Origin of the sequence: Marinifilum caeruleilacunae (assembly GCF_013141825.1) — a bacterium.
Classification (GTDB): domain Bacteria; phylum Bacteroidota; class Bacteroidia; order Bacteroidales; family Marinifilaceae; genus Marinifilum; species Marinifilum caeruleilacunae.
The window spans coordinates 1-26,596 of record NZ_RZNH01000038.1; the positions used below are offsets into that span (position 1 = coordinate 1).

23 protein-coding genes and 1 rRNA gene are annotated in these 26,596 nt (G+C 36.6%); 12 read left to right on the forward strand and 12 right to left on the reverse strand.

The window, feature by feature from the left end; translation table 11 throughout:
• Positions 1-107 (forward strand): 5S ribosomal RNA (gene rrf, locus ELS83_RS17760); the annotation flags it as partial.
• Positions 108-345: 238 nt separating this feature from the next.
• Here the strand turns inward: rrf and ELS83_RS17765 are convergent.
• The 4 genes from ELS83_RS17765 to ELS83_RS17780 all read right to left on the reverse strand — a co-directional run bounded on the left by ELS83_RS17765 (position 346) and on the right by ELS83_RS17780 (position 4,688).
• Positions 346-1,053, reverse strand: coding sequence for a response regulator transcription factor (locus tag ELS83_RS17765; RefSeq protein ID WP_171596890.1), 708 nt, complete (start codon positions 1,051-1,053; stop codon positions 346-348).
• Positions 1,053-2,639 (reverse strand): sensor histidine kinase, encoded by a 1,587-nt coding sequence (locus tag ELS83_RS17770; RefSeq protein WP_171596891.1) that lies wholly within the window; start codon positions 2,637-2,639, stop codon positions 1,053-1,055. Before ELS83_RS17770 ends, ELS83_RS17765 begins: the two co-directional genes overlap by 1 nt.
• A gap of 113 nt (positions 2,640-2,752) precedes the next feature.
• Positions 2,753-3,502, reverse strand: a complete 750-nt coding sequence (kdsB, locus tag ELS83_RS17775; RefSeq protein ID WP_171596892.1) for a 3-deoxy-manno-octulosonate cytidylyltransferase — start codon at positions 3,500-3,502, stop codon at positions 2,753-2,755.
• Positions 3,503-3,521: 19 nt separating this feature from the next.
• The gene (locus ELS83_RS17780) at positions 3,522-4,688 is read right to left on the reverse strand and encodes a sensor histidine kinase (protein WP_171596893.1); all 1,167 of its coding nucleotides are present in this window, start codon (positions 4,686-4,688) and stop codon (positions 3,522-3,524) included.
• Between the two features lie 186 nt (positions 4,689-4,874).
• On the opposite strand from ELS83_RS17780, the gene ELS83_RS17785 reads away from it, so the two are divergent.
• The 6 genes from ELS83_RS17785 to groL all read left to right on the forward strand — a co-directional run bounded on the left by ELS83_RS17785 (position 4,875) and on the right by groL (position 10,239).
• Positions 4,875-6,116, forward strand: coding sequence for a sigma-54 interaction domain-containing protein (locus tag ELS83_RS17785; protein WP_171596894.1), 1,242 nt, complete (start codon positions 4,875-4,877; stop codon positions 6,114-6,116).
• Between the two features lie 35 nt (positions 6,117-6,151).
• Complete coding sequence (locus tag ELS83_RS17790) at positions 6,152-6,664, forward strand: LptE family protein (RefSeq protein WP_171596895.1); 513 nt, start codon at positions 6,152-6,154, stop codon at positions 6,662-6,664.
• A 5-nt stretch (positions 6,665-6,669) separates the two neighbouring features.
• Complete coding sequence (locus tag ELS83_RS17795; protein WP_488153817.1) at positions 6,670-7,680, forward strand: hypothetical protein; 1,011 nt, start codon at positions 6,670-6,672, stop codon at positions 7,678-7,680.
• A gap of 6 nt (positions 7,681-7,686) precedes the next feature.
• Positions 7,687-8,028 carry a preprotein translocase subunit SecG gene (gene secG / locus ELS83_RS17800; protein WP_171596897.1) on the forward strand — a complete coding sequence of 114 codons (342 nt, stop codon included), beginning with the start codon at positions 7,687-7,689 and terminating at the stop codon, positions 8,026-8,028.
• A 229-nt stretch (positions 8,029-8,257) separates the two neighbouring features.
• Positions 8,258-8,536, forward strand: a complete 279-nt coding sequence (locus ELS83_RS17805) for a co-chaperone GroES (protein ID WP_171596898.1) — start codon at positions 8,258-8,260, stop codon at positions 8,534-8,536.
• Between the two features lie 68 nt (positions 8,537-8,604).
• Complete coding sequence (gene groL, locus ELS83_RS17810) at positions 8,605-10,239, forward strand: chaperonin GroEL (RefSeq protein ID WP_171596899.1); 1,635 nt, start codon at positions 8,605-8,607, stop codon at positions 10,237-10,239.
• 49 nt (positions 10,240-10,288) lie between these two features.
• Here groL and ELS83_RS17815 read toward each other — a convergent pair whose 3' ends face one another.
• On the reverse strand, positions 10,289-10,915 hold the full coding sequence (locus ELS83_RS17815; protein ID WP_171596900.1) for a hypothetical protein: 627 nt from the start codon (positions 10,913-10,915) through the stop codon (positions 10,289-10,291).
• A gap of 149 nt (positions 10,916-11,064) precedes the next feature.
• On the opposite strand from ELS83_RS17815, the gene ELS83_RS17820 reads away from it, so the two are divergent.
• Positions 11,065-11,445, forward strand: coding sequence for a BlaI/MecI/CopY family transcriptional regulator (locus ELS83_RS17820; protein ID WP_171596901.1), 381 nt, complete (start codon positions 11,065-11,067; stop codon positions 11,443-11,445).
• Complete coding sequence (locus ELS83_RS17825; protein WP_171596902.1) at positions 11,438-12,790, forward strand: M23/M56 family metallopeptidase; 1,353 nt, start codon at positions 11,438-11,440, stop codon at positions 12,788-12,790. The genes ELS83_RS17820 and ELS83_RS17825 overlap by 8 nt, the downstream gene beginning before the upstream one ends.
• Before the next feature lie 34 nt (positions 12,791-12,824).
• Here ELS83_RS17825 and ELS83_RS17830 read toward each other — a convergent pair whose 3' ends face one another.
• A complete protein-coding gene (locus ELS83_RS17830; protein WP_171596903.1) occupies positions 12,825-14,372 on the reverse strand; it encodes a hypothetical protein in 1,548 nt (515 codons plus the stop codon).
• A gap of 171 nt (positions 14,373-14,543) precedes the next feature.
• Between ELS83_RS17830 and ELS83_RS17835 the strand changes: the two genes are divergently transcribed.
• On the forward strand, positions 14,544-14,903 hold the full coding sequence (locus ELS83_RS17835) for a hypothetical protein (protein ID WP_171596904.1): 360 nt from the start codon (positions 14,544-14,546) through the stop codon (positions 14,901-14,903).
• A gap of 407 nt (positions 14,904-15,310) precedes the next feature.
• Here the strand turns inward: ELS83_RS17835 and ELS83_RS17840 are convergent, their stop codons facing one another.
• From ELS83_RS17840 to ELS83_RS17855, 4 genes are all read right to left on the reverse strand, one after another.
• A complete protein-coding gene (locus ELS83_RS17840) occupies positions 15,311-17,806 on the reverse strand; it encodes a TonB-dependent receptor (RefSeq protein WP_171596905.1) in 2,496 nt (831 codons plus the stop codon).
• Positions 17,807-18,676: a FecR family protein gene (locus ELS83_RS17845; RefSeq protein ID WP_171596906.1), complete on the reverse strand. Its 870-nt coding sequence runs from the start codon at positions 18,674-18,676 to the stop codon at positions 17,807-17,809.
• Positions 18,676-19,161: an RNA polymerase sigma factor gene (locus tag ELS83_RS17850; protein ID WP_171596907.1), complete on the reverse strand. Its 486-nt coding sequence runs from the start codon at positions 19,159-19,161 to the stop codon at positions 18,676-18,678. Before ELS83_RS17850 ends, ELS83_RS17845 begins: the two co-directional genes overlap by 1 nt.
• Before the next feature lie 111 nt (positions 19,162-19,272).
• Positions 19,273-20,223, reverse strand: coding sequence for a hypothetical protein (locus tag ELS83_RS17855; protein WP_171596908.1), 951 nt, complete (start codon positions 20,221-20,223; stop codon positions 19,273-19,275).
• 1,204 nt (positions 20,224-21,427) lie between these two features.
• On the opposite strand from ELS83_RS17855, the gene lepA reads away from it, so the two are divergent.
• Both lepA and ELS83_RS17865 read left to right on the forward strand, forming a co-directional pair.
• Positions 21,428-23,215 carry a translation elongation factor 4 gene (gene lepA / locus ELS83_RS17860; RefSeq protein WP_171596909.1) on the forward strand — a complete coding sequence of 596 codons (1,788 nt, stop codon included), beginning with the start codon at positions 21,428-21,430 and terminating at the stop codon, positions 23,213-23,215.
• 271 nt (positions 23,216-23,486) lie between these two features.
• The gene (locus ELS83_RS17865; protein ID WP_171596910.1) at positions 23,487-24,200 is read left to right on the forward strand and encodes a hypothetical protein; all 714 of its coding nucleotides are present in this window, start codon (positions 23,487-23,489) and stop codon (positions 24,198-24,200) included.
• 61 nt (positions 24,201-24,261) lie between these two features.
• On the opposite strand, the gene rprY is transcribed toward ELS83_RS17865, so the two are convergent.
• Both rprY and ELS83_RS17875 read right to left on the reverse strand, forming a co-directional pair.
• Positions 24,262-24,948 (reverse strand): response regulator transcription factor RprY, encoded by a 687-nt coding sequence (gene rprY / locus ELS83_RS17870; RefSeq protein ID WP_171596911.1) that lies wholly within the window; start codon positions 24,946-24,948, stop codon positions 24,262-24,264.
• Positions 24,949-24,953: 5 nt separating this feature from the next.
• Positions 24,954-26,435, reverse strand: a complete 1,482-nt coding sequence (locus ELS83_RS17875; protein ID WP_171596912.1) for a sensor histidine kinase — start codon at positions 26,433-26,435, stop codon at positions 24,954-24,956.
• Positions 26,436-26,596: the final 161 nt, after the last annotated feature.

Consider the following 26,596-nt stretch of genomic DNA (forward strand, 5'->3'; position numbering starts at 1 on the left):
GTGTTTATAGCATCGGGGTTCCACCTCTTCCCATTCCGAACAGAGAAGTTAAGCCCGTTAGCGCCGATGGTACTGCAGAGATGTGGGAGAGTAGGTCGACGCCAACCTTTAAAGAGTCTTATTCCTTATGGAGTGAGACTCTTTTTTTATGCCCAAAAGTCAACAAACTTTCAGCTGTCAGCTCTCAGCCACCAGCTATCCACAATAATTATGCTGTCCAAAGGTTCCTGAGCGGAGTCGGATGTTAACTTGAAATAATTGCATTGTCCAAAGGTTCCTGAGCGGAGTCGGATGTTAACTTGAAATAATTGCATTGTCCAAAGGTTCCTGAGCGGAGTCGAAGGACTATTGATATGGCGCATTTATTTGCAACAACCTAAATCCACTTCCATGGATATTTTCAATGGATAAATCAGGATCTGATTTTAAGTACTTTCTGAGCTTGGTAACATATACATCCATACTTCGAGTTGTATAGAAATTATCATCGCCCCAAATGCTTTTTAATGCGGTTTCTCTAGGTAGAATTTGATTGAGGTTTTCGGCCAATAGTTTTAACAGATCAGCTTCTTTAGGAGAAAGTTTTTGTTCTTCATTACCGATACGTAGAATACGAAGATTTGCATCGAAGGTAAACTTGCCAATGGTGTATATGTTATTATTGTTACTTGATGAAATGTTATTATTCCTGGCAAGGATTGCCTTTATTTTATAAATCAAAAGCTCGGAATCAAAAGGCTTGGTAATATAATCATCAGCACCTAAGCGATAACCTTGGATAATATCTTCTTTTAAAGTTTTTGCAGTAAGAAATATTATAGGCATATCAGCATTAAGCCGCTTGATTTCTTTTGCCAATGTAAAACCATCCATTTCAGGCATCATAACATCCAATATACAAATATCGAAATTATGTGCAATAAATGCACTTAAACCATCTTTACCATTAACACATAGCATTACTTCAAAATCTGAAATCTCAAGGTAATTTTTCATTACTGCACCAAAATTGGTTTCATCTTCTACGAGCAATATTTTAATCGGATCTGCCATTATATTTTACTTAAAGGTAAAGATATTTGAATGCTTGTTCCCACGCCTGGTTTACTCGACACATCAATTGATCCATTGTGTCTATCGATAACCAATTTGACGTAGCTCAATCCTAAGCCAAAACCTTTTACGCTATGAATATTCCCGGTTTCGGCACGATAGAATTTCTTAAAAATACGTTTAATCGTTTTTGAATTCATTCCAATCCCTGAATCCTGCACTGTAAGTACAATTAATTGTTCTTTATTTTCTGTTGAAATTGAAATTTCAGGCTTATCCTTGGAGTATTTAATGGCGTTATCGAACAAATTGAAAAGAACATTTAAAAAATGGACTTCATCTACATTGGTTACATCATTTACGGCCATTAAGTTTGTTGATATTAGACCTTCTTTCTCGTCGATTTGAAGTTGGATGTGCTCTGCTGCTTTCTGAATAATTTCATTTAAATGCGCCGATTGTAAATTTAATTTGAGCTCATGCTTGCCAAAAAGTGAAAGTTGCAGAATGTTCTCAACCTGCTTGTTCATTCTAAAATTTTCATCTTTAATAATGCCTGTGAAATATCGAATACGATCAGGGTCTCCAATCACCTTTGGATTGTTAATGGAATCGGATGCCAATCCAATTGTTGCAATTGGAGTTTTAAACTCATGGGTAATATTATTAATGAAATCTGATTTGATGTCACTAATTCGTTTCTGTTTTAAAATTAAGAGTACCGCATTAAAAAATGCAACGATAATAAATAAGGTAAATATCCCTGATAAAATCAGCAGAGGTAAAATGGATTTGTAAATCAGGTTAAACCGATTAACAAAACCTAAAGATAAAATGTGATGGGTAACAAAAATATCATTAGGGAAGAGCTGCATCTGAAAATCTGATTTTTTTAAATCTTCGGTATAGCTGCTGTCGGAAGAATGAACAAGCTGTAATGAATCGCCTGAAAAAATTGCAAAATTAAAGTCGGAGTCTATGTTGTAATTTTTCAATTCAGTATGAATCAAATCCGGAAGTTTATCCATTTTAATTCTGTCCTTTATGGATACATCTTTAGTTTTGTATTCAAAGATCACTTTGTCAAACAAATTTTCTATTTGTTTCTCCTTTCGTATGGCCCTGATGATGGTGTCTTGTGTTTCAACATGAATATCAATATTAATTGAGGAATCTTTTTCGTGCTTTGGATGCCAGAAATTGAATGCCTTTCCATTGGTGTTCATGATGATTACCTGGGAATCGGTATCGACTCTATTGATAGATTTACCCGTAATGGTTTGTTGTGTTTTAATTTTTACAATATCATGACCTTTTCCTCTTTCGATGAAGTGTTTGAACTCACGAATTTCGCTATTTTCTGATTTTTCGAAAACTTCATCGTGTAAGCCTGCAGAAAGCAGTAGAACATTCTCTTTGTTTTCGAGATTGAATACAATTTTATGAAGAGCCTTATTGATATTGGAGGCAAAAGTTTTTTCCTCTATGGAAATGGCATTACGGATCCAAAGAATTTGAACCGCAATAATTCCAAGTAGGGAAATGCTCATTAAGATGATTAATCCTGTAATTAGTCTTTTACTCATAAAACTTGCAATTGTATTTGAAGATACATTACAAATTTACAATCTGCAAAGGATGAAGGTGGTTAAGGTCTCCCTAATAATCCTTAAAAAAAAGTTAAAGCATAAAAAAGGGACTATAATAGTCCCATTTCCTTAACTCGTTCCAAGTCTTCTGGTGTATCTATCCCAATCGATTCATGCTTGGTGACTTCTGTCTGAATCCAATATCCATTTTCGAGCCAACGTAGTTGTTCCAGCGATTCGGATAGCTCAAGACTACTTTGATCGATTTGGGTAATTTGTTTCAATACATCATTTTTGTAGGCATACATTCCAATATGTTTGTAGAATGTTCCTTTATCAAGCCAATTTTCTTTTTCTACTCCTCTTAAGTATGGAATAGGAGAACGGCTAAAGTATAGTGCTTTTTGACTTTTGCTAATGACTGCTTTTACTTTATTGGGATCAAAAATTTCTTCCTGATTACTGATTTGTTTCACAAGAGTTGCGATTTGAGTTTGTTCCGACTCGAAGCATTTTTTTACCAATTCGATTTGTTCAGGCTGAATAAATGGTTCATCGCCTTGTATGTTAATCACAACATCATATTGTGTTCCTTTCGATTCTGATATTTTCGAAAGGGCTTCCGCAATTCGGTCCGTACCGCTTTGATGGTCAGGAGAAGTCATAATCACATTTCCTCCAAAATTTTCTACGGCCTTTTGAATTCTATCGTCATCGGTTGCTACCCAAACTTCATCAATGGCTAATAAAGTTTGTTCATAAACACGCTGAATCATTGTTTTACCATGAATATCGGCTAATGGTTTTCCAGGAAACCTGGTTGAAGCATATCGGGCTGGAATAATTCCTATGAATTTCATTTACTGTTGATCTTATAATTTACATTGGCAAAGTAAATAAAAATTCAGAACCTTCGTTCAATTTACTTTTGGCAATGATCTCTCCACCATGACCATTCACAATTTTTTTAGCGATTGCCAGGCCAAGACCAGTACTGCTTTCATTGGCTGTTGTTTTTGCACTGGTGGTTCCAAATTCGGTAAAAAGTTTCGACAATTCCGATTCGGGAATCCCAACACCCTGGTCTTTTATGCTAATTTCGACCTGCGATTGATCTTGGGATAGACTAACCACGATCTTAGTATCTTCATTGGAGTATTTTATAGCATTGCTTAGTAAGTTGTGCAATACCTGCTCTATTTTATTCTTATCGAGCTGTATTTCGATATCCTGAATATTGTAGCAGCTGACGATATTAATGTTCTTTTTACGTGCAAAAACCTTGTTAATTTTTACCACATCATTCACGATAGATTCAATATTTTCCTCGTTTTTTGTAAGTTGGAGTTTACCTCTTTCAATATTTGAAATGTCAAGAAGTTCATTCAAAAGTTGAAGGGAGAATTGACTACTGTCTTTTATTAAACCTAAAAACTCTTCTCTTTCTTCTTCAGGAAATTCACCGCCAGATTCTAACAGAATTTCAGAAAATGAATTGATGGCGCCAATGGGATTTCTTAAATCGTGAGCTGCAATACCCAGAAATTTTGATTTTTGTTCATTTAATGTTTGAAGTGCCTCGTTCTGCTGTATCAGCTTTTTTTTCTGATTCTCTAACTCGGTATGGTCATCAACAATAATTAAAGTATACTTTTTCCCGTCGAATTGTATGTACTTGGTGGAGTAAAGAAAATGCTTGGAATCCTTTGACTGTGATGTGTAAAAATCTCGACTTAATTTGTTTCTGTATGTTGGAACCTTTTCCGACATTGTTTTGAGGATGTCTTTTCTTAATTTACATTTCGAGCAAAAACTTGTTGTTCCACAATCTTTCTCTTCCTCTACCGCAAAAACACATCCTAAAGCATTTCCGCAAAGCTCTCCCATTACCTGATCCTCTCTTTTTTGGAAGAGAATGGAGAAGGAATCATTTACGTTTTCAATTTTTGCCGATTGATCTACAATAAAAAGTGCGGAGGTAATATTATCAAACAGAATGTTTAAAAATTCATTTGATTCTTTAAGGTTGTCGAGTTGTAAAGCCATAGCAGTCGTTTTTAAGTCGGAACTATGTATTTCTTACGCTAACAGATCGAAAAGGATACTAAAATTAACATTCTTTATACATATTCAGAATGATTGTAGATTCGATTCAAACTAAAAAATTGTAATTTTGTCAGGTAGTATGAAAAAATTTCATGCTCTGTATGTAATTTCGAAACTTTAGATTGAATGGAAGTTCAGAAAATAAAACAACGATTTGGAATTATTGGAAACTCTTATGCCTTGAATCGTGCAATTGATATTGCCACTCAGGTTGCTCCTACCGATTTATCTGTTTTGATAACAGGTGAAAGTGGTACGGGTAAGGAAGTTTTTCCTCAAATCATACATCAGTTTAGCTCAAGAAAACACGCACCTTACATTGCTGTAAACTGTGGAGCCATTCCTGAAGGAACCATAGATTCTGAATTGTTTGGACACGAGAAAGGTGCTTTTACAGGCGCTTTATCCGACCGTAAAGGATACTTTGAAGTTGCCGATAAAGGAACCATCTTTTTGGATGAAATTGGCGAACTTCCCTTATCCACGCAAGTGAGATTGTTGCGTGTGTTGGAGACAGGAGAGTTTATTAAAGTTGGTTCGTCGAAGGTGTTGAAAACCAATGTGAGAGTTGTTGCGGCAACCAATGTGAACATTCCAAAATCGGTAAAAGATGGTAAGTTTCGCGAAGACTTGTACTATCGACTAAATACAGTACCGATTAGCATGCCTCCTTTGCGTGAGCGACAGGAGGATATCCATTTGCTGTTCAGAAAATTTGCCCAGGATTTTGCTGAGAAATACCGCATGCCACCACTTCGATTGGATGATGGTGCACAGCAATTGTTAAAATCGTACCGCTGGCCAGGAAATATCCGTCAGTTAAAGAATATTACGGAGCAAATTTCCATTATAGAAAAGGAAAGACAGATTAATGCCGAGAATTTGCAGACTTACCTTCCAATGAGTGATGAGCACTTGTTGCCGGCAATTTATACCGAAAACAAAAAGCAGGAGCAAAGCTTCTCATCGGAACGGGAAATTCTGTACCAGGTTTTGTTCGATATGAAAAAAGACATGTCGGATTTAAAGAAACTGGTATTTGATTTAATGCAAAAGGGAGGTGATTCCGCTGACTTGCAAAAAGACAATGCCATGCTGATTCGTAAGCTTTACGAAGATCAGGAAATGGATATTGTTCAACATCAGCCAGTACAACAACCAACCGTTAATATTTCAACGCCCGATGATTCGGTGATTCAGGATACAGAGGTTTTTGTTGAAGAATCATTATCGCTTGAAGAAAAAGAGATTGAGTTAATTAAAAAAGCTTTGGATAAACACAATGGAAAGCGTAAATATGCAGCTCAGGATCTGGGAATATCAGAAAGAACATTATATCGTAAAATCAAGGAATACGATATTGGCTAATTATTATAAATTATTGCTATTTTTATTTTTCATATATGAAGTTTATTAAAGTACTTTTTTTGAGCCTTTGTATTGCAGCTGCAGCTGTGGCTTGTAAGGTTTCTTATTCGTTTACTGGTGGAACATTATCAGAACATGTTAAAACATTTTCGGTGCAGTATTTTCCAAATCGTGCACCATTGGTAAATCCGAATTTAAGTAATCGATTTACAGAAGACTTGAAGGAGAAATTCAGAAGTCAGACAACACTGGACGAGATTGTTGATGGAGAAGGGCACCTGAATTTTGATGGTGAGATTACAGGTTACAGAACGCAGGCATTGGATATTAAAGCTGGTGAAATTGCAGCGACTAACCGTTTAACGGTTACCATTAAAGTTCGATTTACGAACGAAATAGAAAGCGAAAACGACTTTGACAAGAGTTTTTCAGCCTTTGCTGATTACGATAGTGCACAGCAGTTAACCGATGTAGAGGAAGGCCTTTTAGACGATATCTTAGAGCAAATTATTGATGATATTTACAACGAAGCAGTTGTAAACTGGTAAACATTATGGAACATAGCAGAATACAAGATTGGGTTAAAGATTCAAAAACAATGGATAAATACAGCCACAGGGAACTCAAATACCTGGTGGAGAAATATCCATTTTTTGAAGTGGCTCACTTGCTACTGCTAAAGAACCTGAACGATAGCCAAAGCATTCGTTTTAAGGAGGAGTTAAGAAATTCATCCCTTCATATTTCGAACAGACGACAGCTGTATTTGCTTTTAAATGATCGATTAAAGCTCGTTCCTTTCCAGGAAGCAGAAGTGGAAGAAACGGTAGTAGAAGTGGAGGAATTGCCTGTTGTTGCAAAAGAAATCCTTTCTGAGCCTGAGGTTTTGGAAGCTAAGACCGAAGAAGCTGAAAGCGATGAATTATTTGAACTTTCGGACGATGTAAGTATTGTTGAGAGCACAGAGCCTGTGATTTCTAATGAAGAACAATCGGAAAAGGATGCTGAAATCCTGGAGCTGAGCGATGCACTTGCACCACCTGTGGAATCGGAATCAATTCCTGAAGAAAAGAAAGAAGAGGAAAAGTCAGATTCAGACCTATTGGTTGCTGCAACCGAAGTGTATCATATTGGTTATGGAGGTAATTTGTATACTCTGAAAGAAAGCGAAGAGGAAGAAGAAGAAAATTCGAAGCAGGAGAATCATAGCTTTACCGATTGGATGGAAGTCGTGAAGAAAGGGGATGAAAATGAAGAATCGGAGCCGAATAAAGAGGTAAAATCCAAGAAGAGTAATCTTGATCTTATTGATAATTTTATTCAAAATGAACCTTCAATAAAGCGAAATATTAAAGTAGCTGATAAACAAGAGGATATTTCAGCCGAAAGTGTACGTGAAAATGACGGTTTTATGAGTGAAACTTTAGCGGCTATTTACGTGAAACAGAGGCTGTTTGATAAAGCAATAGCTGTTTATCGTAAATTAGAGTTGAAAAATCCCGAAAAAAACGTTTACTTTGCGAGTCAGATTGAGAAAATAGAAAAATTAAAAAATAGTAAATAAATAAGTATGTATACCTTTGTTTCAGTATTGATTTTGATTGTTTGTGTACTTCTAATCTTAATTGTATTAGTACAAAACTCAAAAGGAGGTGGATTGGCATCTAACTTTTCATCTTCAAACCAAATTATGGGAGTTAAGAAAACTACCGATTTTCTTGAAAAAGCAACATGGACTCTTGCGGGAGGTTTATTGTTCCTTTGTTTAGTAGCAGCAATAACAATTCCTCGCGAAGAAATTCGTGAAGACAGATCTCAAATTGAACAACAATTGAACGAGACTGAAACAGCTCCTGAAATGCCAGCTTTCCCAACGGATGCTGCAGCAACAGAACAGGATACAGCTCAATAATAGAAAGAGAGATTCTTACAATATAAAAATGTCAGTATGTCATATCATGCTGACATTTTTTTTGTGCTTATATTTTCCTGTAATTCAGTATATTTATTCTTCTGAATTGTAAATCGTCAAATTCTCTCGAATCAATTCGGAAATATTGACAATGAATTGGATTTGGCACAGATTGTGAAAGAAAAGAATCCGTAAAATTCGATAATAATAATCTTAAATATTTTGAAAAATGGCAGAATTAAAAGGTAAAATCCTTGCAGGAAAGATTTTGGTTGAGCCTTTGGCAGCAGAAGAAACTACTGTTAGCGGTATTATCATTCCAGATTCAGCAAAAGAAAAGCCTCTAAGAGGTAAAGTTGTTTTAACTGGATCTGATAAAACAGATGAACCAATGGAAATTAAAGCTGGTGACACAGTGTTCTACGGAAAATATTCAGGAACTGAATTGAATATTGAAGGTGAAGACTACTTGTTAATGTCGCAATCTGATGTTTTATATTTCGTGTAATCTTAGAAACTGATTGAAATTCATTCATCAGTTTTTGAAACAAAAAAGAATTTTCAAAATTTAAAGAAATGGCTAAAGAAATTAAATTCAATATTGAAGCTCGCGACCTATTAAAAAAAGGTGTTGACGAGTTGGCAAATGCAGTTAAAGTAACCTTGGGACCAAAAGGTAGAAATGTGGTGATCGATCGTAAATTTGGTGCTCCACAGGTAACCAAAGATGGTGTAAGTGTTGCAAGAGAAATCGAATTGTCTGATCCGGGTGCAAACATGGGTGCTCAAATGGTAAAAGAGGTAGCTTCTAAAACTGGTGATGATGCTGGTGATGGTACTACAACTGCTACTGTATTGGCTCAGTCGATTGTAAATGTTGGATTAAAGAACGTAACTGCAGGTGCAAATCCAATGGATCTAAAACGTGGTATTGATGCTGCCGTTACTGCTGTTGTTGCAAACATCAAAGATCAGGCTCAGGAAGTAGGTGATAACTTTGATAAAATTAAGCAGGTTGCAAAAATTTCTGCGAACAACGACGAAATGATTGGTTCCCTTATCGCGGAAGCAATGGAGAAAGTGAAGAAAGAAGGTGTGATTACCGTTGAAGAAGCAAAAGGTACCGAAACTCACGTAAAAGTGGTTGAAGGGATGCAATTCGACCGTGGTTACATTTCGCCATATTTCATTACTGATGGTGATAAAATGGAAGCTGATCTTGAAAACCCATACATCTTGTTATACGACAAGAAAGTTTCTACAATGAAAGAATTGATGCCAGTTCTTGAACCAGCTGCTCAATCGGGTCGTCCATTAATGATTATTGCAGAAGATGTAGAAGGTGAAGCTTTGGCTACTTTGGTAGTAAACCGTTTAAGAGGTTCATTAAAAGTTGCTGCTGTTAAGGCTCCAGGTTTTGGTGACAGAAGAAAAGAGATGTTGGAAGATATCGCAATTCTTACCGGCGGTGTTGTAATTTCTGAAGAAAAAGGAATGAAACTTGAGCAGGCTACTCTTGAAATGCTTGGTCAATCAGAAAAAATTACCATCGATAAGGAAAATACTACCATCGTAAACGGTGCTGGTGAAAAAGCTAACATCGATGCTCGTGTTGCTCAAATCAGAACTTTAATCGAGAATTCAACTTCTGATTACGATAAAGAAAAACTTCAGGAAAGATTGGCAAAATTAGCCGGTGGTGTTGCTGTACTTTATGTAGGTGCTGCTTCCGAAGTTGAAATGAAAGAGAAGAAAGATCGTGTAGACGATGCTTTAAGTGCTACTCGTGCTGCTGTTGAAGAAGGAATTGTTCCTGGTGGTGGTGTTGCTTACATTCGTTCTATCGCAGCTTTAGAAGGCTTAAAAGGTGAGAACGAAGATGAAACAACTGGTATCGAGATTGTAAAACGTGCCATTGAAGAGCCATTGCGTCAGATTGTAGCAAATGCAGGTGGCGAAGGTGCTGTTGTTGTTGATAAAGTAAAAGCGGGAGAGAAAGATTTTGGTTACAATGCTCGTCAGGACGAATACCAAAACCTATTCGAAGCAGGTGTAATCGATCCAGCTAAAGTATCTCGTGTAGCTCTTGAGAATGCAGCTTCTATTGCTGGTATGTTCTTAACTACTGAGTGTGTTCTAATTGATGAACCAGAAGAAAATCCTCCAATGCCAGCTGCTCCAATGGGTGGTGGTATGCCAGGTATGATGTAAGAATTTACAACATTCAATATACAGAAAAAGCGGCCTTGGCCGCTTTTTTTTATTGTCTTGTCTGTATGGGTTTTGGAATTAAACGTTCCTTGATTAATGACTTGTGTAATTTTCTACACATGTTATTGTACAAAGAATATTTATCATCCAGAACAGTTCCCGAAGAATCGAATCTTCCCACCCAGATTAATTCCTTTGTTTTGGCATCGATCAAATAGGTCAAAAAAGTTCCCGCCGGTGTAGTGTTGGTGGTAATGTTTCCGTCACTGTCTGATTCGATCTCCTTCTCATAGTAAAAAACCGACTGATTCACCAAAAGAATCGCATCCGAAGCTTCTTCCACCTTGCTCATAAAATCCTGGTAATTTACCTCCTGGTTGATCTTGAATTCATCGCTTGCAAAAGTCAATCGGATTCGATTGTTATCAAAATTATTGCGAATTTTTTCTTTCATTAGTTTCCTAACGCTAAGCGAACTCATCTCGTTAAACCTGTTCTGAATGGCTTTTTTGTAATTCGCTTCATCAAACTGGCGAAACTCCACATTGTCGAAAACATTTACAACGAAAATCTTTCGATATACTTTTTCAGGATCAGTAAGTTTTTCTGAACTAAGGTAAGAACTTGCACAACTACTTAAAATGATAATGGTGCAGAGGGATAGTAAGTACTTCATTGTGTGATTTGTTTATTGATTTTGTACTGATTAAATGTAAGTATTATGCTCAGCATTTAAAAGACGCAAATGGTTAAAAAAACTAAAAATATCAACTTATGACTATCAAAATAGTTGTACGACTATAAAAATAGTCATATATTAGTAGCATGAAAGAATTAACGAAGGCAGAAGAACAGATTATGCAATACCTTTGGAAGCTTGAAAAAGCTTTCCTAAAGGATATTATTGAAGAGTTTCCGCAACCACGACCTGCATATACAACCATATCAACAGTGGTTAGAGTCTTGGTAAAAAAAGGTTTTATCGGATACGAAACCTTCGGGAAGGTCAATCAATACTATCCACTAGTAAGTAAGAAAGTGTATACCCGCGATTTTATGAAAGGAATGATTAAAAGTTTTTTCAACGATTCGGTTGGAGGGTTTACCTCATTCTTTGCCAAGGAGCAGGATTTATCGCTTTCGCAATTAGAAGAAATGAAATCGCTGATTGAAGAACAAATTCAAAACAAAAAAGAAAATGACTGAGTTCTTGCAATACCTTATTGAAAGCTCATTGTGCATGACTGCTCTTTACTTCTTATACAAGTTTGTATTGGAAAGAGATACTTTTGTAATGCGCAACCGCATTTACTTGCTGTTTTCCGTTCTTATTTCCTTACTGATACCATTGCTGTCCTTTTCCATCGATCCTGAAAAAAGCATGGTGGTGAATCAGTTTACCCTGGATACCGCTACAAATTTTAAAGCAGAAATTACAGGAGGAATACAATTGGCCGAGGAATCAGTTCAACTCAAACCAATTTCGATTCTGTTATTGGTTTATTTGTTGGGCGTTCTGATCTCATTTCTTCGCATATCAAAACATCTAACAAAAATTTTAAAAACAATTTTTGCCAATGAAATTGTACATCAAAACAATTTAAAAATTGTATCTGTTCAGGAAAATACTTCGCCTTATTCTTTCTTTCGCTATGTTTTTCTGAATCCTCGAATTACAAGTAAATCTGAACAAAATCATATTCTTCTGCACGAATCGGTTCATGTAAATCAATATCATACTCTAGATTTGATACTGGTTGAAATGGTAAAGATTTTCATGTGGTTTAATCCTTTCATATACTTTATTCAGCACTCATTGGTTGAGATGCATGAATATTTAGCAGACAGAGCTTGTATTAATTTGGGGGCCGATAAAATTGAATACCAGAATGCCCTGGTACAAAATATCGAAGGGCGAATGAATTTTGCCCTTACCAGTGCATTCAATTCATCATTAACATTAAAGAGAATTAAAATGATAAAAAAAATAAAAAGCTCCAGAATAACGAATTTAAAATTGATATTGGTTTTCCCAATCCTGTTTTTTTCCGTTCTATCTTTTGGTTTCATTACATCTACTCCTGCTGCTTTAGAAGGAAATTTTGAAGGATACTATGAACCAGATCAATTTCACCAACCCGTTCCAACAGGAAATAAAATTTATATGACTTCGGGATATGGCCAACGCATGCATCCTATTCTAAAGAAGAAAATGTTTCATCGAGGGATTGATATTGCTGCACCTAAAGGAACAGATATTTATTCGATTGCCGATGGTGTTGTGCGAAAAGTGAACCTGGCCTTTGAACAAGGAAAGGGACACGGACGATTTGTAATTGTAGACTATGCCAACGGATTGTCGGCCCTGTATTCGCAAATGGATTCCTACGCGGTAAAGGAAGGACAAAAGGTAAAGGCTGGCGAGGTATTGGGAGCCATTGGTTCATCGGGTACCTCTACAGGACCACATTTGCATCTTGAACTTAAAAAGGATGGCAAAAATGTAAATCCGGAAGATTACATATCCACCGATATCTATAAGAAAAAGTAAAAAAAAATGGGGGATTCTATGAGTCCCCCTAATCTTATCTTCTGTTTTTATTGATTTTCTCCATAATCACATCCTGAACCGGTCGGTTTTCAATCTTGGCATCCAACCACGAAATCAAATCTAAATACAGGAAGGCTCTTTTTTCATACGGATCGTTCACCCATTGCTGAAGGTCTTTTCTCGATTTTTTCAGCTCCTCTTTTAATTGATCAGGACTTATGGAACTGAGTTTTCTCAAGAATCGCAGAATGTATTTTTGTACTTCCTGCAAGTCTTCCATTTTTGCCAAAAATCGGTAAGTCGAGCGAATCTGGTACTCTAACAATTCGGTATTTTCCAATTCGTAATGACTAATCAGGTTTAGAATTCTTCCAAAACAATGAATGTCGCCACGCAAGGAAGTATCGCGAACATCCGAAATGCGGTTCAAATATTTTATGGCCTCACGATATTGTCCGTTTCCAAAATAAAGGCAGGCAATTTTATAATAAAAAACCAAAGCCCTGTGATTGTCCATGCCAACCTTATTCTCTTCCAGGAAACTTTCAATTTTCGGTATCAGGTGTAAACCCTTATCAAAAGTCCCTTCCATAAAATGACGGTTAATACGGTGCACAAACAAAAACATGTGCAGCAGAATGTTCAGGTTCGAATTGTGTTTGAATTGGTCTGCACCTTCCAGCTTTCTTAGTAAGCGCAAGTGTTTCTTAAAATTACTTACGTGATTGGTGTAAAACAAAGCCACCAACACATTATTTAAACCTTTCAAATACAAATCCATATGAACATTAATCATTTCAGGATTCAAAAGGAACAGGTCCACCCATTTTTTTGCGTACTTGTAGCACATCAAAAAATCCTGAATAATCAGGTAATACCATACGTAGGACTGAAAAAGGTATAGCTTTTCAAAGAAACTCAGGTTTTCAACATTGTGAGGAATGAGGTTGGTATTAAAAAATTCCTTTACCATGAAAAGATCCTTCTCGTTACGCACGTACCCAACCTTTAAATACAATCCGTAAAGGCGAATGGACATGTTTGAGAAATAGACAACCCCGTCCATTGTTTTGCTTATTTCTGTGGCCTCGCGGGTAATTTCTTCGGCCCTATTCTCTATACTCTTGGTTACGTATTGCGACTCAATCAGTTTTTCGAACTGAATGATCTCATACACCAGGATGTTCTTTTTGTTTTTACGAGCAAGTGCTTTGGTTTTATCCAATATTCTCAAACTTTGCTGGTAAAGTCCTTTATTGTATAGTACTTTGGCATGGTCAATCTGCTCACGAATACTAATACTGATATCGTGATTAATTTGAGTCAAACGCAAACTGGTAAGCAATTGCTTGTACAAATGAGCCTTCAGGTTTGGCAATTGTGCTTGCTTTATGCCTTTTGCTTTTTTTAGAATGGTGACTTCATTGTATTCCTCCATCTTATCCAAAACATCAAAAAGTTGCAAGAATTTAGTCTCCTTATCGCTGCTAATTCGATTAGCATACAACTTAAAATTTCGCTTTTCAGATTTCGAAATCGATTTAATTAATTGAAACAGAGGGTCTATTTGTTGTTTAGGCATTGTAATGGAAATATAAGTTAACTGTTTGGTAAACAGTACGGTTTTTAACTTTCATATTGCTTGAACTTCGTAGATTGTTACGAAAAACGATTTTCAAAAATTTGCTTGCGGGCGTATTTTTGATGTATCAAATCAAGAGAATGATACAATTAAACAATCTTGAAACGGAACATGAATACAACAAATCTGTTATCAAAATTAATAAAATCCGATAAACTTGAAACAGTTAACGGACTAAATCAAGCTCTTGAGTGTATAGGAGTGGATCAGGATTCGAATTTATTGAATCAAAATCAGCTGAATGAAATCAAAAGTTTCATTATTAAGAAGTTTGCTGATTTGGTTGATCTGAAAAGTTTGGCGGAATCCATAAAGGATTTATCGAGTGAAGAGGAACTGGAAAGTTTTAAACACCAGCTAAACCTTAAAATGGATAATACTTATAGTCTTACCCAGGCTCCAATTTACGGGAAACGAATCGATTCGCTAAAGAGTTGTTTCGAAGAAGTTTCCGGTGATACTGTTCTTTGAAACCATTTGTAATTGTTAACTCAATTACTTCAGACAGTGAACTAGAAGCACTATCCCCCTTGTGCTTTTAAGGATCTGACTATTAACCAACATGAAGAAGCTAAGTTGTGACGGTAGAGCGATGAAAAATTGATTTCTTTTGGCTTGTTTGGATAACAAATAAACCAATCCGTTAGAATTAGTAGTTTAAAAGTAAGTTAGGTGTGATTATACTTTTTTAAGAAACATTCAATGTTTTATCAGAACGCTTAGATTCTTCTTGTTATACCTTCTGCCAATATCATGTTAGTATCATGAAAGGGCAAAACTTAAATGGTTTCCTGATTTTGACCATCTTTTTGATTATGTTTTAATATTTAGTTGTGATTGCCATGTTGGATGTTCATTCAACATGGTATTTTTTTGCCCTAAATTGTAATCTTAAAATACAATCGTATGGAGGACGGAACCGATTCGGTATACACACTAATGCTGTTGATCTGACTCAGCGGTATTCTCTCGAAAGATTCGTAGGTGGTATTTTTTCGATCCAAAACATTGTGGAAAAGTACACCCAGTTCAGATTTTATTTTTTTGTGCGAGAATTTGTAGATCAAAGCTGCATCCAACCGCTGATAGTTGGGTTCGGCAACTATGTTATTGTATCCCAAATATTCCGGAAAACCGGAACCGTAAATGTAATTGGCCGAAAGGTAGAATGGTTTTAAAGCCAGAAGACCAGCGGTTTTAATTTCGTGTCTTTGGTCCTGCAATGCCCTGATGTATTCTCCTTCTTCCCTGAAATAGTCGAAGTTTTCGGTGGTTTTACTCAATGTGTAAGATATCCAGAAAGTATGCTCGCCAAAGTCCTTTTTGGCGAAAAAATCGAGTCCATAACTTTTACTCTTCCCGAGCGATATGTTTCCTTCGTTTCTCCAACGGTAGTAACGGGTATGTCCGTCGGTTCTTTTGTGGTAGGCTTCCAAACTAAAAGTAAAGCCATTTTTATGATAGGAACCGCCAAGCACATTGTGCATCGATTCCAGGACTGGTACGGTATCTTCATCGGCACCTACCCAGATGTATCGGTATTTCCCTGTTCTACTTAGCACCGAACTTTTAGAAATAAACTGCTTGTACAATCCCCAGGCGCCATTAAACGAAAGTTCATCGGTAACTTTTACACTCATCGAAATTCGGGGTTCCCAATACAATTTCTGCAGGTTAATTGGGTAATTTACCTGGAAACCCGCTTTAATACTCACACCATTGCTCACATTCAGGATGTTCTGAAAATAACCTCCCACTTTGTCCAGTTTCGAATCCATGTGCAGGATGTTGATGCCTAAAGAGTCCTCCTGCAAATCAACCGCGTTGTTGGTATAATGCAATCCGGCCTCGATAATCTGATCTTCGCTAAGGGTAAATCGATTTTGGAATTTTGCATTGTATTCCCTGATATTGTTGTAGGATCTATCGTCTCTACGCACATTGATCTCATCAATTCTGATTCTTTCGATTAAGGTTTGCTCCGTGGTATTTTTGTCCATTTCCGATCTGGAAACAGAGATGGAACTGGAGTTCCCGTTTTTCCACACCTTATTGTATTTCAACGAACCACCATTCTGGTAGGAGCCTTCAAATACATGTCGTCGCGAAGTGGTCAGAAAATCATTGGTAATATCGTAGGAATACCTGTCTTCTCCTGCCAGTAGGCTAATGTTTAGCTGATCACCATTGTCCCATTTGGTAGAGAATTTCAGGTTGGCATCTCTAAAACGATAATCCGGAGCCACATCCAAATCGATAAAATCAGGAATAATTTCGTTTAATTCATCGGTGTTTACATTCGAAGTGGCATATTTAATTTGCTCATCTTTGAATAAATTGTAATAAGTGTGGCGAAAAGCAAAAAGTAATGAAGATTTTTTACCTATGGGCTGTTCGTAAGATCCGCTTGCGGTAATGTTATTCAGGGCGAGGTTTAAGGTAGGTTTTACCTTACTTCCATCCTTACCGGTGATATGGACAATGCCACCAACACGGTCGCCATATTTGGCATCGAAACCTCCTTTTAATACTTCAATATTTTTTACCACCAAAGGATTTACCGCACCAATATCTTCATAAAAATTCTTCAATCCCCATAGGGTGATATCATCAAATAAAACCTGGCTTTCTCCTTCGTAGGATCCCCAGATAATCAAGTAATCTTTTTGTTCCCCGGCAGCCAGAATTCCCGGTTGCAGACGCAAAAGCTCAAAAACCGAATTGTCGTTATTGGTAGGTAAAAAACCGGCAATTTTATGATTTAGCTTTAAATTTCCAGCCTGGTTGCTTTCCTTGATAAAGGTTTGTACAATTTTATCGGTCACCGTAATTTCCTCCAGGTCGGTACTGGCAGCGGTAAGCAAAAGCTGGTGAGTTTGATCGTACGAAACAATGGTATCGTGAATGAAATATCCCAAATGGGAAGCTAAAATTCTAAAGGTGCTATCGGTGGTAGATGTAAACGAAAAATTCCCAAGCTCGTCGGTAGCCATGGGATGATCGTTAATGGTGATATGCGAGAAGGGCAGAGGTTCCAGGTTTTCCTTATCCAGAATCTGACCTAAAATTCGGTATTGGTAAATTTTTTCTTCAGGAAATATGAGGTACACATTGTTGGATATCTCATAATTCAATGGAAATTTTTTCAACAAGTGAGCAATTGCCTTCTCCTTGTTGGGAAAACTTTTATCCAGACTGATCTGATAACTCGATAAAAGTTCGGAATTGTATGAGAATTGATAGTTGTATCGGTCCCTTAGCTCAATAAGAATATCGCTTAAAGCCTTGTTATTGGCTTTAATTTCAATTTTCTGAGCAAGTGCATTCGTTATTAATAGTCCGAAAAAAAAGATTAGGGCGATACATTTTCTCACTTATTGGCTGTTTGAAGTTATAATATAATTGTTGCGTGGCCCTTTAACAAATTCCAGACCATTGGGTTTGCAAACATTATACAAAACTTGTTCTACGGTCATTCCTTTACCAAAGTTACCGGTATAAATCTCATCAAATTTACCTTTTTCCACAATATTTATATCGTATTGCAACTCAATTTCTTCAAATACATGTTTCAAAGGAGTATCGGTAAATAAAAAGAAGTGATTGCGCCATAATACTTTTTCCTTTGCCTTTTCATCTTTGTACACCTCTAGTTTCCCATTTTTGGTAATAAAAGCATGATCGTTTGGCAATAGTAGTATTTTATCGGAGGTAAGGGTAGACACCACTTTTACTTTCCCAGTATAGCAGGTTACCTTGTAATCGTTGCCTCTTGCGTAGATGTTAAAGCTGGTTCCCAGGATATAGGTTTTTCCATATTTCGATTCAATTTCGAATTTGCTTCCTTTTGTGATATCGAAAAAGGCTTCTCCTTCAAACTTTACTTTGCGGGTAAATTTCCACATGTAAGGCTTGTAGCTCAGGCTCGAATTTGCATTTAATTCTACTTTTGAGTTATCGGGCAGGGTAACACATAAATGTTTGCCTTTTGGGCAATAAGTGGTACTGGTATAGAAATAGGTGAATCCTGCAAAGCCAAGCAGCAATAGAATACAAGCTGCTGCTGCATATCTCATCCACGAAAGTCTGATGGTTTTGGCCTTTGGCTTTTGAGCAGAAGTCATTGCCGAAAGTTCTTTCCAAACCTCCTCTTTTGATTTTGAGTATTTCACATCAATTTTCGGAAGTGAATTGATAAAATCCATATCCGAACCAGGGGTGATATTTTTATGATTGTTTTCCATTATCTTCCTAAAGCATTTCTTAAATACGACAATGCATAAGTCATTCTTTTCTCTACTGCTTTTACACTAAGTTCCAGTCTGTCTGCAATTTCCTGGTATTTTAATCCTTCGTTTCTACTCATTAAAAATACCGTTCGTTGTTTTTCGGATAAGCTGCTTAGTGCCAGCTCGTATTTGTTTTTTAATTCTTCGTATTGCATTTGTTCTTCGGGCGAATGATTATCGATCGAAGGTTCCAGTTTTGCCAGGTATTTCTGAGCGACCTTATCTCTTCGGTATTTGCTGATAAAAATATCGCTGGCTATTTTATACAATAACGATTTTATGGGCTTTTCGTCGTAGGACAGATCCTTCTCCCACACTTTCATAAAGCTTTCCTGAGCAATGTCAGTTGCTAATTCTTCATCACCCGAACGATAGTAAATATAGTTCCTGATGCTGTCGAAGTGCTTGTCAAATAAGATTTTAAATTCTTCTTGTGTCAAGGCTAGAGGATTGGTTTAGGGTAAAAATAATGGTTTTGTGCGAATTTTGGGTGCAGGGTGATAAAATATCTTTCCTGCACCCATTGCATTTATAACCTACTTATTTTATGCTTAATCGTTATTGTTCTTCTTGTTTCTTTTGTGCTTGCCAATTTCAACTTCTTTGGTCACTTCTTCACCATTTTCGTCGATGTAGGTATAAGTTGCAATGTTGTCACATTCGCCATCACCATAATCGAAAGTTGCAAATTGTTCACCATTCTGAGAGAAAATTACCGTTCCACTCACAATTAGTCTGCATGTACCAATTCTAATTAGCGGATTTTCTTCATCAATCTCTTTGGTGTATTCGTTTTCTTCGCTGTCAACACAAGTAACATTACCTGTAATTTGAACCTTATCGTCGCTTAAATCCCATTTGGTATCCAATCCGGCAATCCATTCCCTGGTTCTTTCGGCAGAGCGGAACAATTCGGTTCCATCAGGATAAGTGAAAGTAATTTCGCTGGTAATTTCCCATTTTTTAGAAACACCTTTCTCACCTGTAAACTCAACGCGTTTTTCTCCATTAATTTCAACCGAATCAATTACAAGATCCATGGTAATTTCGCGAACAGCACCATCAGTCCAAGGAGCAGCTGTCATTTCAATTTTTATGATACCATCGATAATTTTTTCATTCGTCAATTCGATTGAATCATACTCAATGGTAATGGTCATTGGGAATCTTCCGTCTTCGCCAAATTCTACTGTTACCTCAGGCATTTTTTCACTCATATAGCGTTGCCACTCTCTGCAGTAGTTTCCATAGTAGTTGCCGTTACCTTCTTTTGTGCTTGTAGGTTCGGTGTATTCACTCTGCATAAACGAAAACAGATCTACTTCGTAATCTGCAACTTCCATTACTGCCTCCGAAGCTTCTTCGGTAGAAATTACGGTTTCAATATCGTTGTTGAGTACAACTTGTTCCTCGGGCTTAATTTCGTCAATGTCATCGTGATTGTCGCAAGAGAAAAATGAAACTGCTAATCCAGCTAACAGAATAAATGATAGTTTTTTCATAAGATGTAATTTTTTTTAGTTGCTACACGAAAGCGGCTTTTTCAAATCATCAAACTTTGTAGGAGTTATAGATGATTACACTTGCTCGTTTCGTGATCGTTAATTTTTCAATTCTAAATTTTATTTTTTGAGCTCGTTTATACATGAACCGATGTTGGGGAATGTTACCCTACAAAAAAGTTTAATTTTTTTAGAACTGAATCAATTGTAAGCTGTTCACAGCAACGATAAAAAAAATATGTTTATAAATTACTGATAAATAGAGGTGTTGTGCCTTGGAAATGAAAAAAATGAGAATATTTAACATTAATTAATGGTTACCTTTTGTCATTTTAGGGTATTAATGAATAGCTTTAAAGGATATTTACAATTGTTTATAAAGCAGTTTTAAAATGAAAAAATTTAAATTTATCACCAACATATTTTTCCTACTGGGAACACTATGCCTGGTGTTTTTTTTCGATACAATCTTGTCGGTGAAAACACAGGAATATAGCTTTTTATCAATTTCTACGAGTAAGAATATTAATTTGGTTATACTTTTTTTTGTTGGCCACAGTATTAATGGTAAGTGGTATCAAACTAAAGTCTAAATAGATATTCAGATATGAAGTATACCATTATTTTTATACATGCTTTATCTGCACTGTTGTGTTTATTAGGCGTATACCTAATTACAAGAATATTAATAGGTGCAGACCCTGTGTTTATAATAATGGGATTGTTGTGCAATAGTATTGGAATAAGCTTATTGCTTATGGGAAAATACTTAAAAAAGAAATTAAAAAATTAGAATACGATGAAGAGAATAAAATTAAGCAAGGAAGAGTTGACCTGTCTATTAGCATTGATGACCTTTGTAGGCATGCAGGTTTTCGAATTTGGCGAGTTATTGGGTGCGTGGATGGCGCGATAATCTATTTACTACCTTTTTAAAGCAAGAGGAGAGAATGTATTTTTTCATGCTTGTCATGCTGCATTCAAGCTTTAATTTGCTACTTTTTTTGCTGGGAATCATCACATTTTCTTAATTCCCAATTTCTTCGATGCGATTTCGCAAATCAACTTTCCAAAGTCCAAGGAATTAAATATCTTTGCGGATTCAATTAGGAATTTATAATTACCTATTGCGAATAGAACCGAAAAGCTTTCGTAATTTGTGATATACAATTCGTAATTTCTAATTCGTAATTCGTAATTGACAATGAAGAACATTCGAAATTTTTGCATCATAGCCCACATCGACCACGGGAAATCTACCCTGGCCGATCGTTTGTTAGACGTTACCAACACCATTTCTGATCGTGAGAAACAAGCTCAGGTATTGGATGATATGGATTTGGAGCGCGAGCGTGGGATTACCATTAAGAGTCATGCCATCCAGATGGATTACATGCGTGATAAAGAAAAGTACACCTTAAACCTGATTGATACCCCGGGTCACGTTGACTTCTCTTATGAAGTATCAAGATCGATTGCAGCCTGCGAAGGTGCGCTTTTGATTGTTGATGCCACCCAGGGAATTCAGGCACAAACCATCTCAAATCTTTATTTGGCGATTGAGAACGATTTGGAAATTATTCCAATTCTGAACAAGATCGACTTGCCAAATGCAAACCCTGAAGATGTAAAAGATCAGATTGTAGATCTTTTGGGATGCGACGAGAGTGAGATTTTGGCTGCCAGTGGTAAAACCGGTGAAGGTGTACCAGAAATTTTGGAAGCCATTGTAGAGCGTGTTCCAGCTCCTGAAGGAGATCCTGATGCACCACTTCAGGCTTTGATTTTCGATTCGGAATACAACTCTTTCCGAGGAATTATTACCTACATCCGAATTTTGAATGGAGAAATCAGCAAAGGTGATTTGGTAAAATTCGTAAATACCGAAAAAGAATACCAGGCCGATGAAATTGGTGTGTTACGATTGAGCCAGGAACCAAGAAAAGTTCTGAAGACTGGTGATGTAGGTTACATTATTTCAGGTATTAAAACTTCTACCGAGGTAAAAGTGGGTGATACCATTACACACAAAGCCAATCCGTGCGATTCGGCAATTGAAGGATTCGAGGAAGTAAAACCAATGGTATTTGCAGGTGTTTACCCAATCGATTCGGAAGATTACGAAGACTTGCGCGCTGCCATGGAAAAACTGAAGTTGAATGATGCTTCGCTTACTTTTGAGCCTGAATCGTCATTGGCACTTGGTTTTGGATTCCGCTGTGGATTCCTTGGTTTGTTACACATGGAAATTGTACAGGAACGTTTGGATCGTGAGTTCGATATGAACGTGATTACAACAGTTCCTAACGTATCGTATATTGCACATACCAAGAAAGGAGATGAGTTCGAGATGCACAACCCTTCGGATATGCCAGATCCGAATGCATTGGATTTTATCGAAGAACCTTTCATTCGTGCACAAATTATTTCTAAATCGGAATTTGTTGGTCCGTTGATGACACTTTGTATGAGCAAACGTGGTATCATGACCAATCAGCAATACCTTACCAGCGATAGAGTAGAGTTGACTTACGAAATGCCTTTGGGCGAGATTGTATTCGATTTTTACGATAAGCTAAAGAGTATTTCGAAAGGATATGCTTCCTTCGATTATTTCCAGATCGGATTCCGTCCGGCAAAATTGGTGAAACTGGATATTCTGTTGAATGGTGAAGGTGTAGATGCCCTTTCTACTTTGATTCATTTCGACAATGCACAGGCATTTGGTAGAAGAATGTGTGAGAAGCTGAAAGAGTTGATCCCACGTCAGCAGTTCGATATTGCCATTCAGGGTGCGATTGGAGCTAAGATTATCTCGAGAGAGACTGTTAAAGCCGTTCGTAAGGATGTAACTGCAAAATGTTATGGTGGTGATATCACGCGTAAGCGTAAACTTTTAGAGAAGCAGAAGAAAGGGAAGAAGCGTATGAAGCAGGTGGGTAATGTAGAAGTACCACAGAAAGCTTTCCTTGCGGTTCTGAAATTAGACTAAGATAAGCTTATAGGTATTAGCCAAAAGCAAAATGCCTTATGATATAAGATATAAACTGCTCGAATTTTCGGGCAGTTTTTTTATGCAATAGGTCCAGATTATAGGTGTTAATATAATTTACAACTGTTGCTTTTGCCTTTCTCCTTCTAACTTTTATCTAAACACTTTAACCTTTCTTTAACTCTTTTTAGCTAAAGCTTAACTGCCTTTTTTTCAGTTGTATGATAATTTTGAAAATAGATAATAAAGGTCAAATTTAAATACAACTATTATGAAACGATTATCACTCTTATTAATGATGTTTTCTGCTTTTTTACTTGTGGCACAAAGTAGCCAGGCTCAGGAAAAAGATGAGAAAAAGGAAAAGCATGAAGTACATGTTAAGGTAAAAGTTATTGAAGATGGAAAAGAAACTGTAATAGATACCATTTTTCATGAGCACAAAGATCATGATGAAATCATGAAAATTATTGAATTAAAAGGTGTGCCTGATTCATTAATGAGAAAGCATATGGTTTGGTTTTCGGGCGATGACAAGAAGCACGGAACGCATTCCAAAAAAATCGAAAGTTTTGTGTTTAGTACCGATTCTACATTCGATGGAGATGTAAAGAAAATGATGAAGAAATTTAAGTTTTCGGATAAGGAAGGAAATGTATTCTTTCATTCGGGCGATTCATGTATTTCCAAAGATATCCACATCGAAATGCTACATGGTGGCAAGCACAAAATGCGTGTGATGCCATTCCACGGGGGAAAAGGGAAAAAGGTGATCATTATTAACGACGACGACGATGTTGAAATTAGCGAAGAGGATGGCGTGAAAATTATTAAGATCAAGAGCTCAGGAGATGATAATGTTTGGATCGAAAAAATTTCGGGCGACCATAATGTGGAAGTTGAAGTAGAGGTGGAAGTAGAAGAGAAGGATGGAAAAAAGGTGAAAAAGATCAAGAGGAAAAAGACAAAAAAGGAAAAAGAATAGAAATTCATTCCTATAAAAAAAGCTGCCTTAAAAAGCAGCTTTTTTTTGATATATAAGGCAATTACATAATCAGTTTGTATCCTTTACCATGTACATTGATAATTTCGATGCTAGGCTCTTCTTTTAGGTGTTTACGAAGCTTGGTAATGTAAACATCCATACTACGGGCATTGAAATAATTATCGTCAGACCAAATGGTTTTTAAAGCCAGGTTACGCTCCAATACTTTGTTTACATTGTTGCAAAGAAGTTTTAGAAGCTCCGACTCTTTGGTAGTTAGTTTAATGGTGTTGTCACCATCTACCAGGTATTGTTTTTTGGCATCGAAAGTATAGCGTCCAAGTTTGAATTCTTCCTGGTTGTTTTCTGGTTTTACACCAGCAGTTCTTCTTAAAACAGCCTCGATTCTCACCAAAAGTTCTTCCATGCTAAATGGCTTGGTCATGTAATCATCAGCACCCAGTTTAAAGCCTTCCAAAACATCTTCTTTCATCGATTTTGCAGTAAGGAAGATAATTGGAATTTCGCTATTGATTAATCTGATGTCTTTTGCCAAAGTGAAACCATCGCGATGAGGCATCATGATATCGAAGATGCATAAGTCGAATGGATTCTTTAAGAATTCGTCGTAAGCTTTGTCGCCATCTTCGCAAAGCGTGGTATTATAATTTTTAGCGATTAAATATTCTTTAAGCAAAAGGCCTAGATTTGCATCGTCTTCGGCTAATAAGATTTTAACTTGTTCCATTGCGTCTATTTTTTTAGAGGAAGATATACTTCAAATTTTGATCCCTTTTCGAGAACACTATCAACATTAACTTCACCATGGTGTGCATCCACTACTTTTTTCACATAGGATAAACCCAGTCCAAAGCCTTTTACATTGTGCACATTTCCTGTATGAACACGGAAGAAACGTTCGAATACCATTTTCTGATCTTCTTTCGAGATCCCAATTCCATTATCGGTAATCGAAATAACAACACCCTTGTCTTTGTTCCTCGTGCTAATGCTAATTTCGGGCGTATCTTTACAATACTTAATTGCATTATCCAACAGGTTTGAGATAACGTTGCTAACATGCACTTCATCGGCCATAATTAAATCGTTGCTGGCATCCAGATTTTGATACATGTTACCACTTTTATCTTCAACTCTAATAGTAAAGTTAGGTAATAAATTTTGAATTATTTTATGAACATTAATTGGTTTTAATTTCAATTTCATTCTGGCCTCGTTGAAAATTGCCATTTGCAATACTTTTTCAACCTGATAGGTCAGTCTCTTGCTTTCGTCGTTAATAATTTTTGAAATGTGATCGATAAAAGCAGGAGTTGTTGTTACACTGTTATCTTTTAGCATTTGCGATGCCAGCGAAATGGTCGAAATTGGAGTTTTGAACTCATGTGTCATGTTGTTGATAAAATCATTCTTGATTTTCGACAATTTCTTCTGACGGAAAATGATAAAAATGGTAAAGGCACTACACAAAATCAGAACCAGGGTCAGGAAGAAAGATGGCAATAACATAGAGTAGGATTGTACCATATACCTTTGCTGTCCGGGGAAATAAACATGCAGAACATTGGAATTCGCGAAATAATCGTTCGGGAACAATGGTTTCGTAATTCGATGTGCCGATGGATTTCTGAAATAATTTTTCGACGCAGCCTCAAATTTTCCGTTGGTTACCTTAATGGCATACTCAAAGTTCAACTTAATGCCATTGTCTTTCAATTTTTGCTCAATGATTTTTGGCAAGGCATTCAAATCGATACGATCGCTCAACTTCAGACCTTCGTTGTGCAGTTTTGCGGCAAACTGACTAATGCCGGGATTGCTGCTTGAGAGCGATTTGTTAAATTGTTCAGGAATTAATCCCAGTCCGCCGGCCTTAAGTGGTCCTTCGGCAATATTGATGTTTTTATTTTCGTGCGAAATGCTAACCGTTGCCCTGTGATGCTTTGCATCCATATTAAAGGAAATGGTAGAACTTTCGTTGAAAGTTGAAATATCTCCTCTATTGGTTGACCCGTTGCCTTTCAAAATGGTTTGAACCTTTTCGTCATGTTCTAATTTTGAAACGACCTGATCCAGGGCCTTGCTCACCATCAGGCTAAACTGTTCCTCTTTAATTTTTGATGCCGATTGAAAGTATTTTATCTGGACCAATATCAATCCAAATAAAGAGATACACAAAACAACCGTAACCAACCAAATGTACTTCTGATTCATGTATACAAAGATAAAAAAATCATTATGCCAGTATTATGACTTAACAATCTTTAACACACAAGATGTGTAAGTTTGTTACTGTTCAGGAAATTAAGTCTGTTATTAGGAAAAAAACTAAGGATTTAGGCTTCTCTAAATTAGGATTGATTATAATTAAGGCA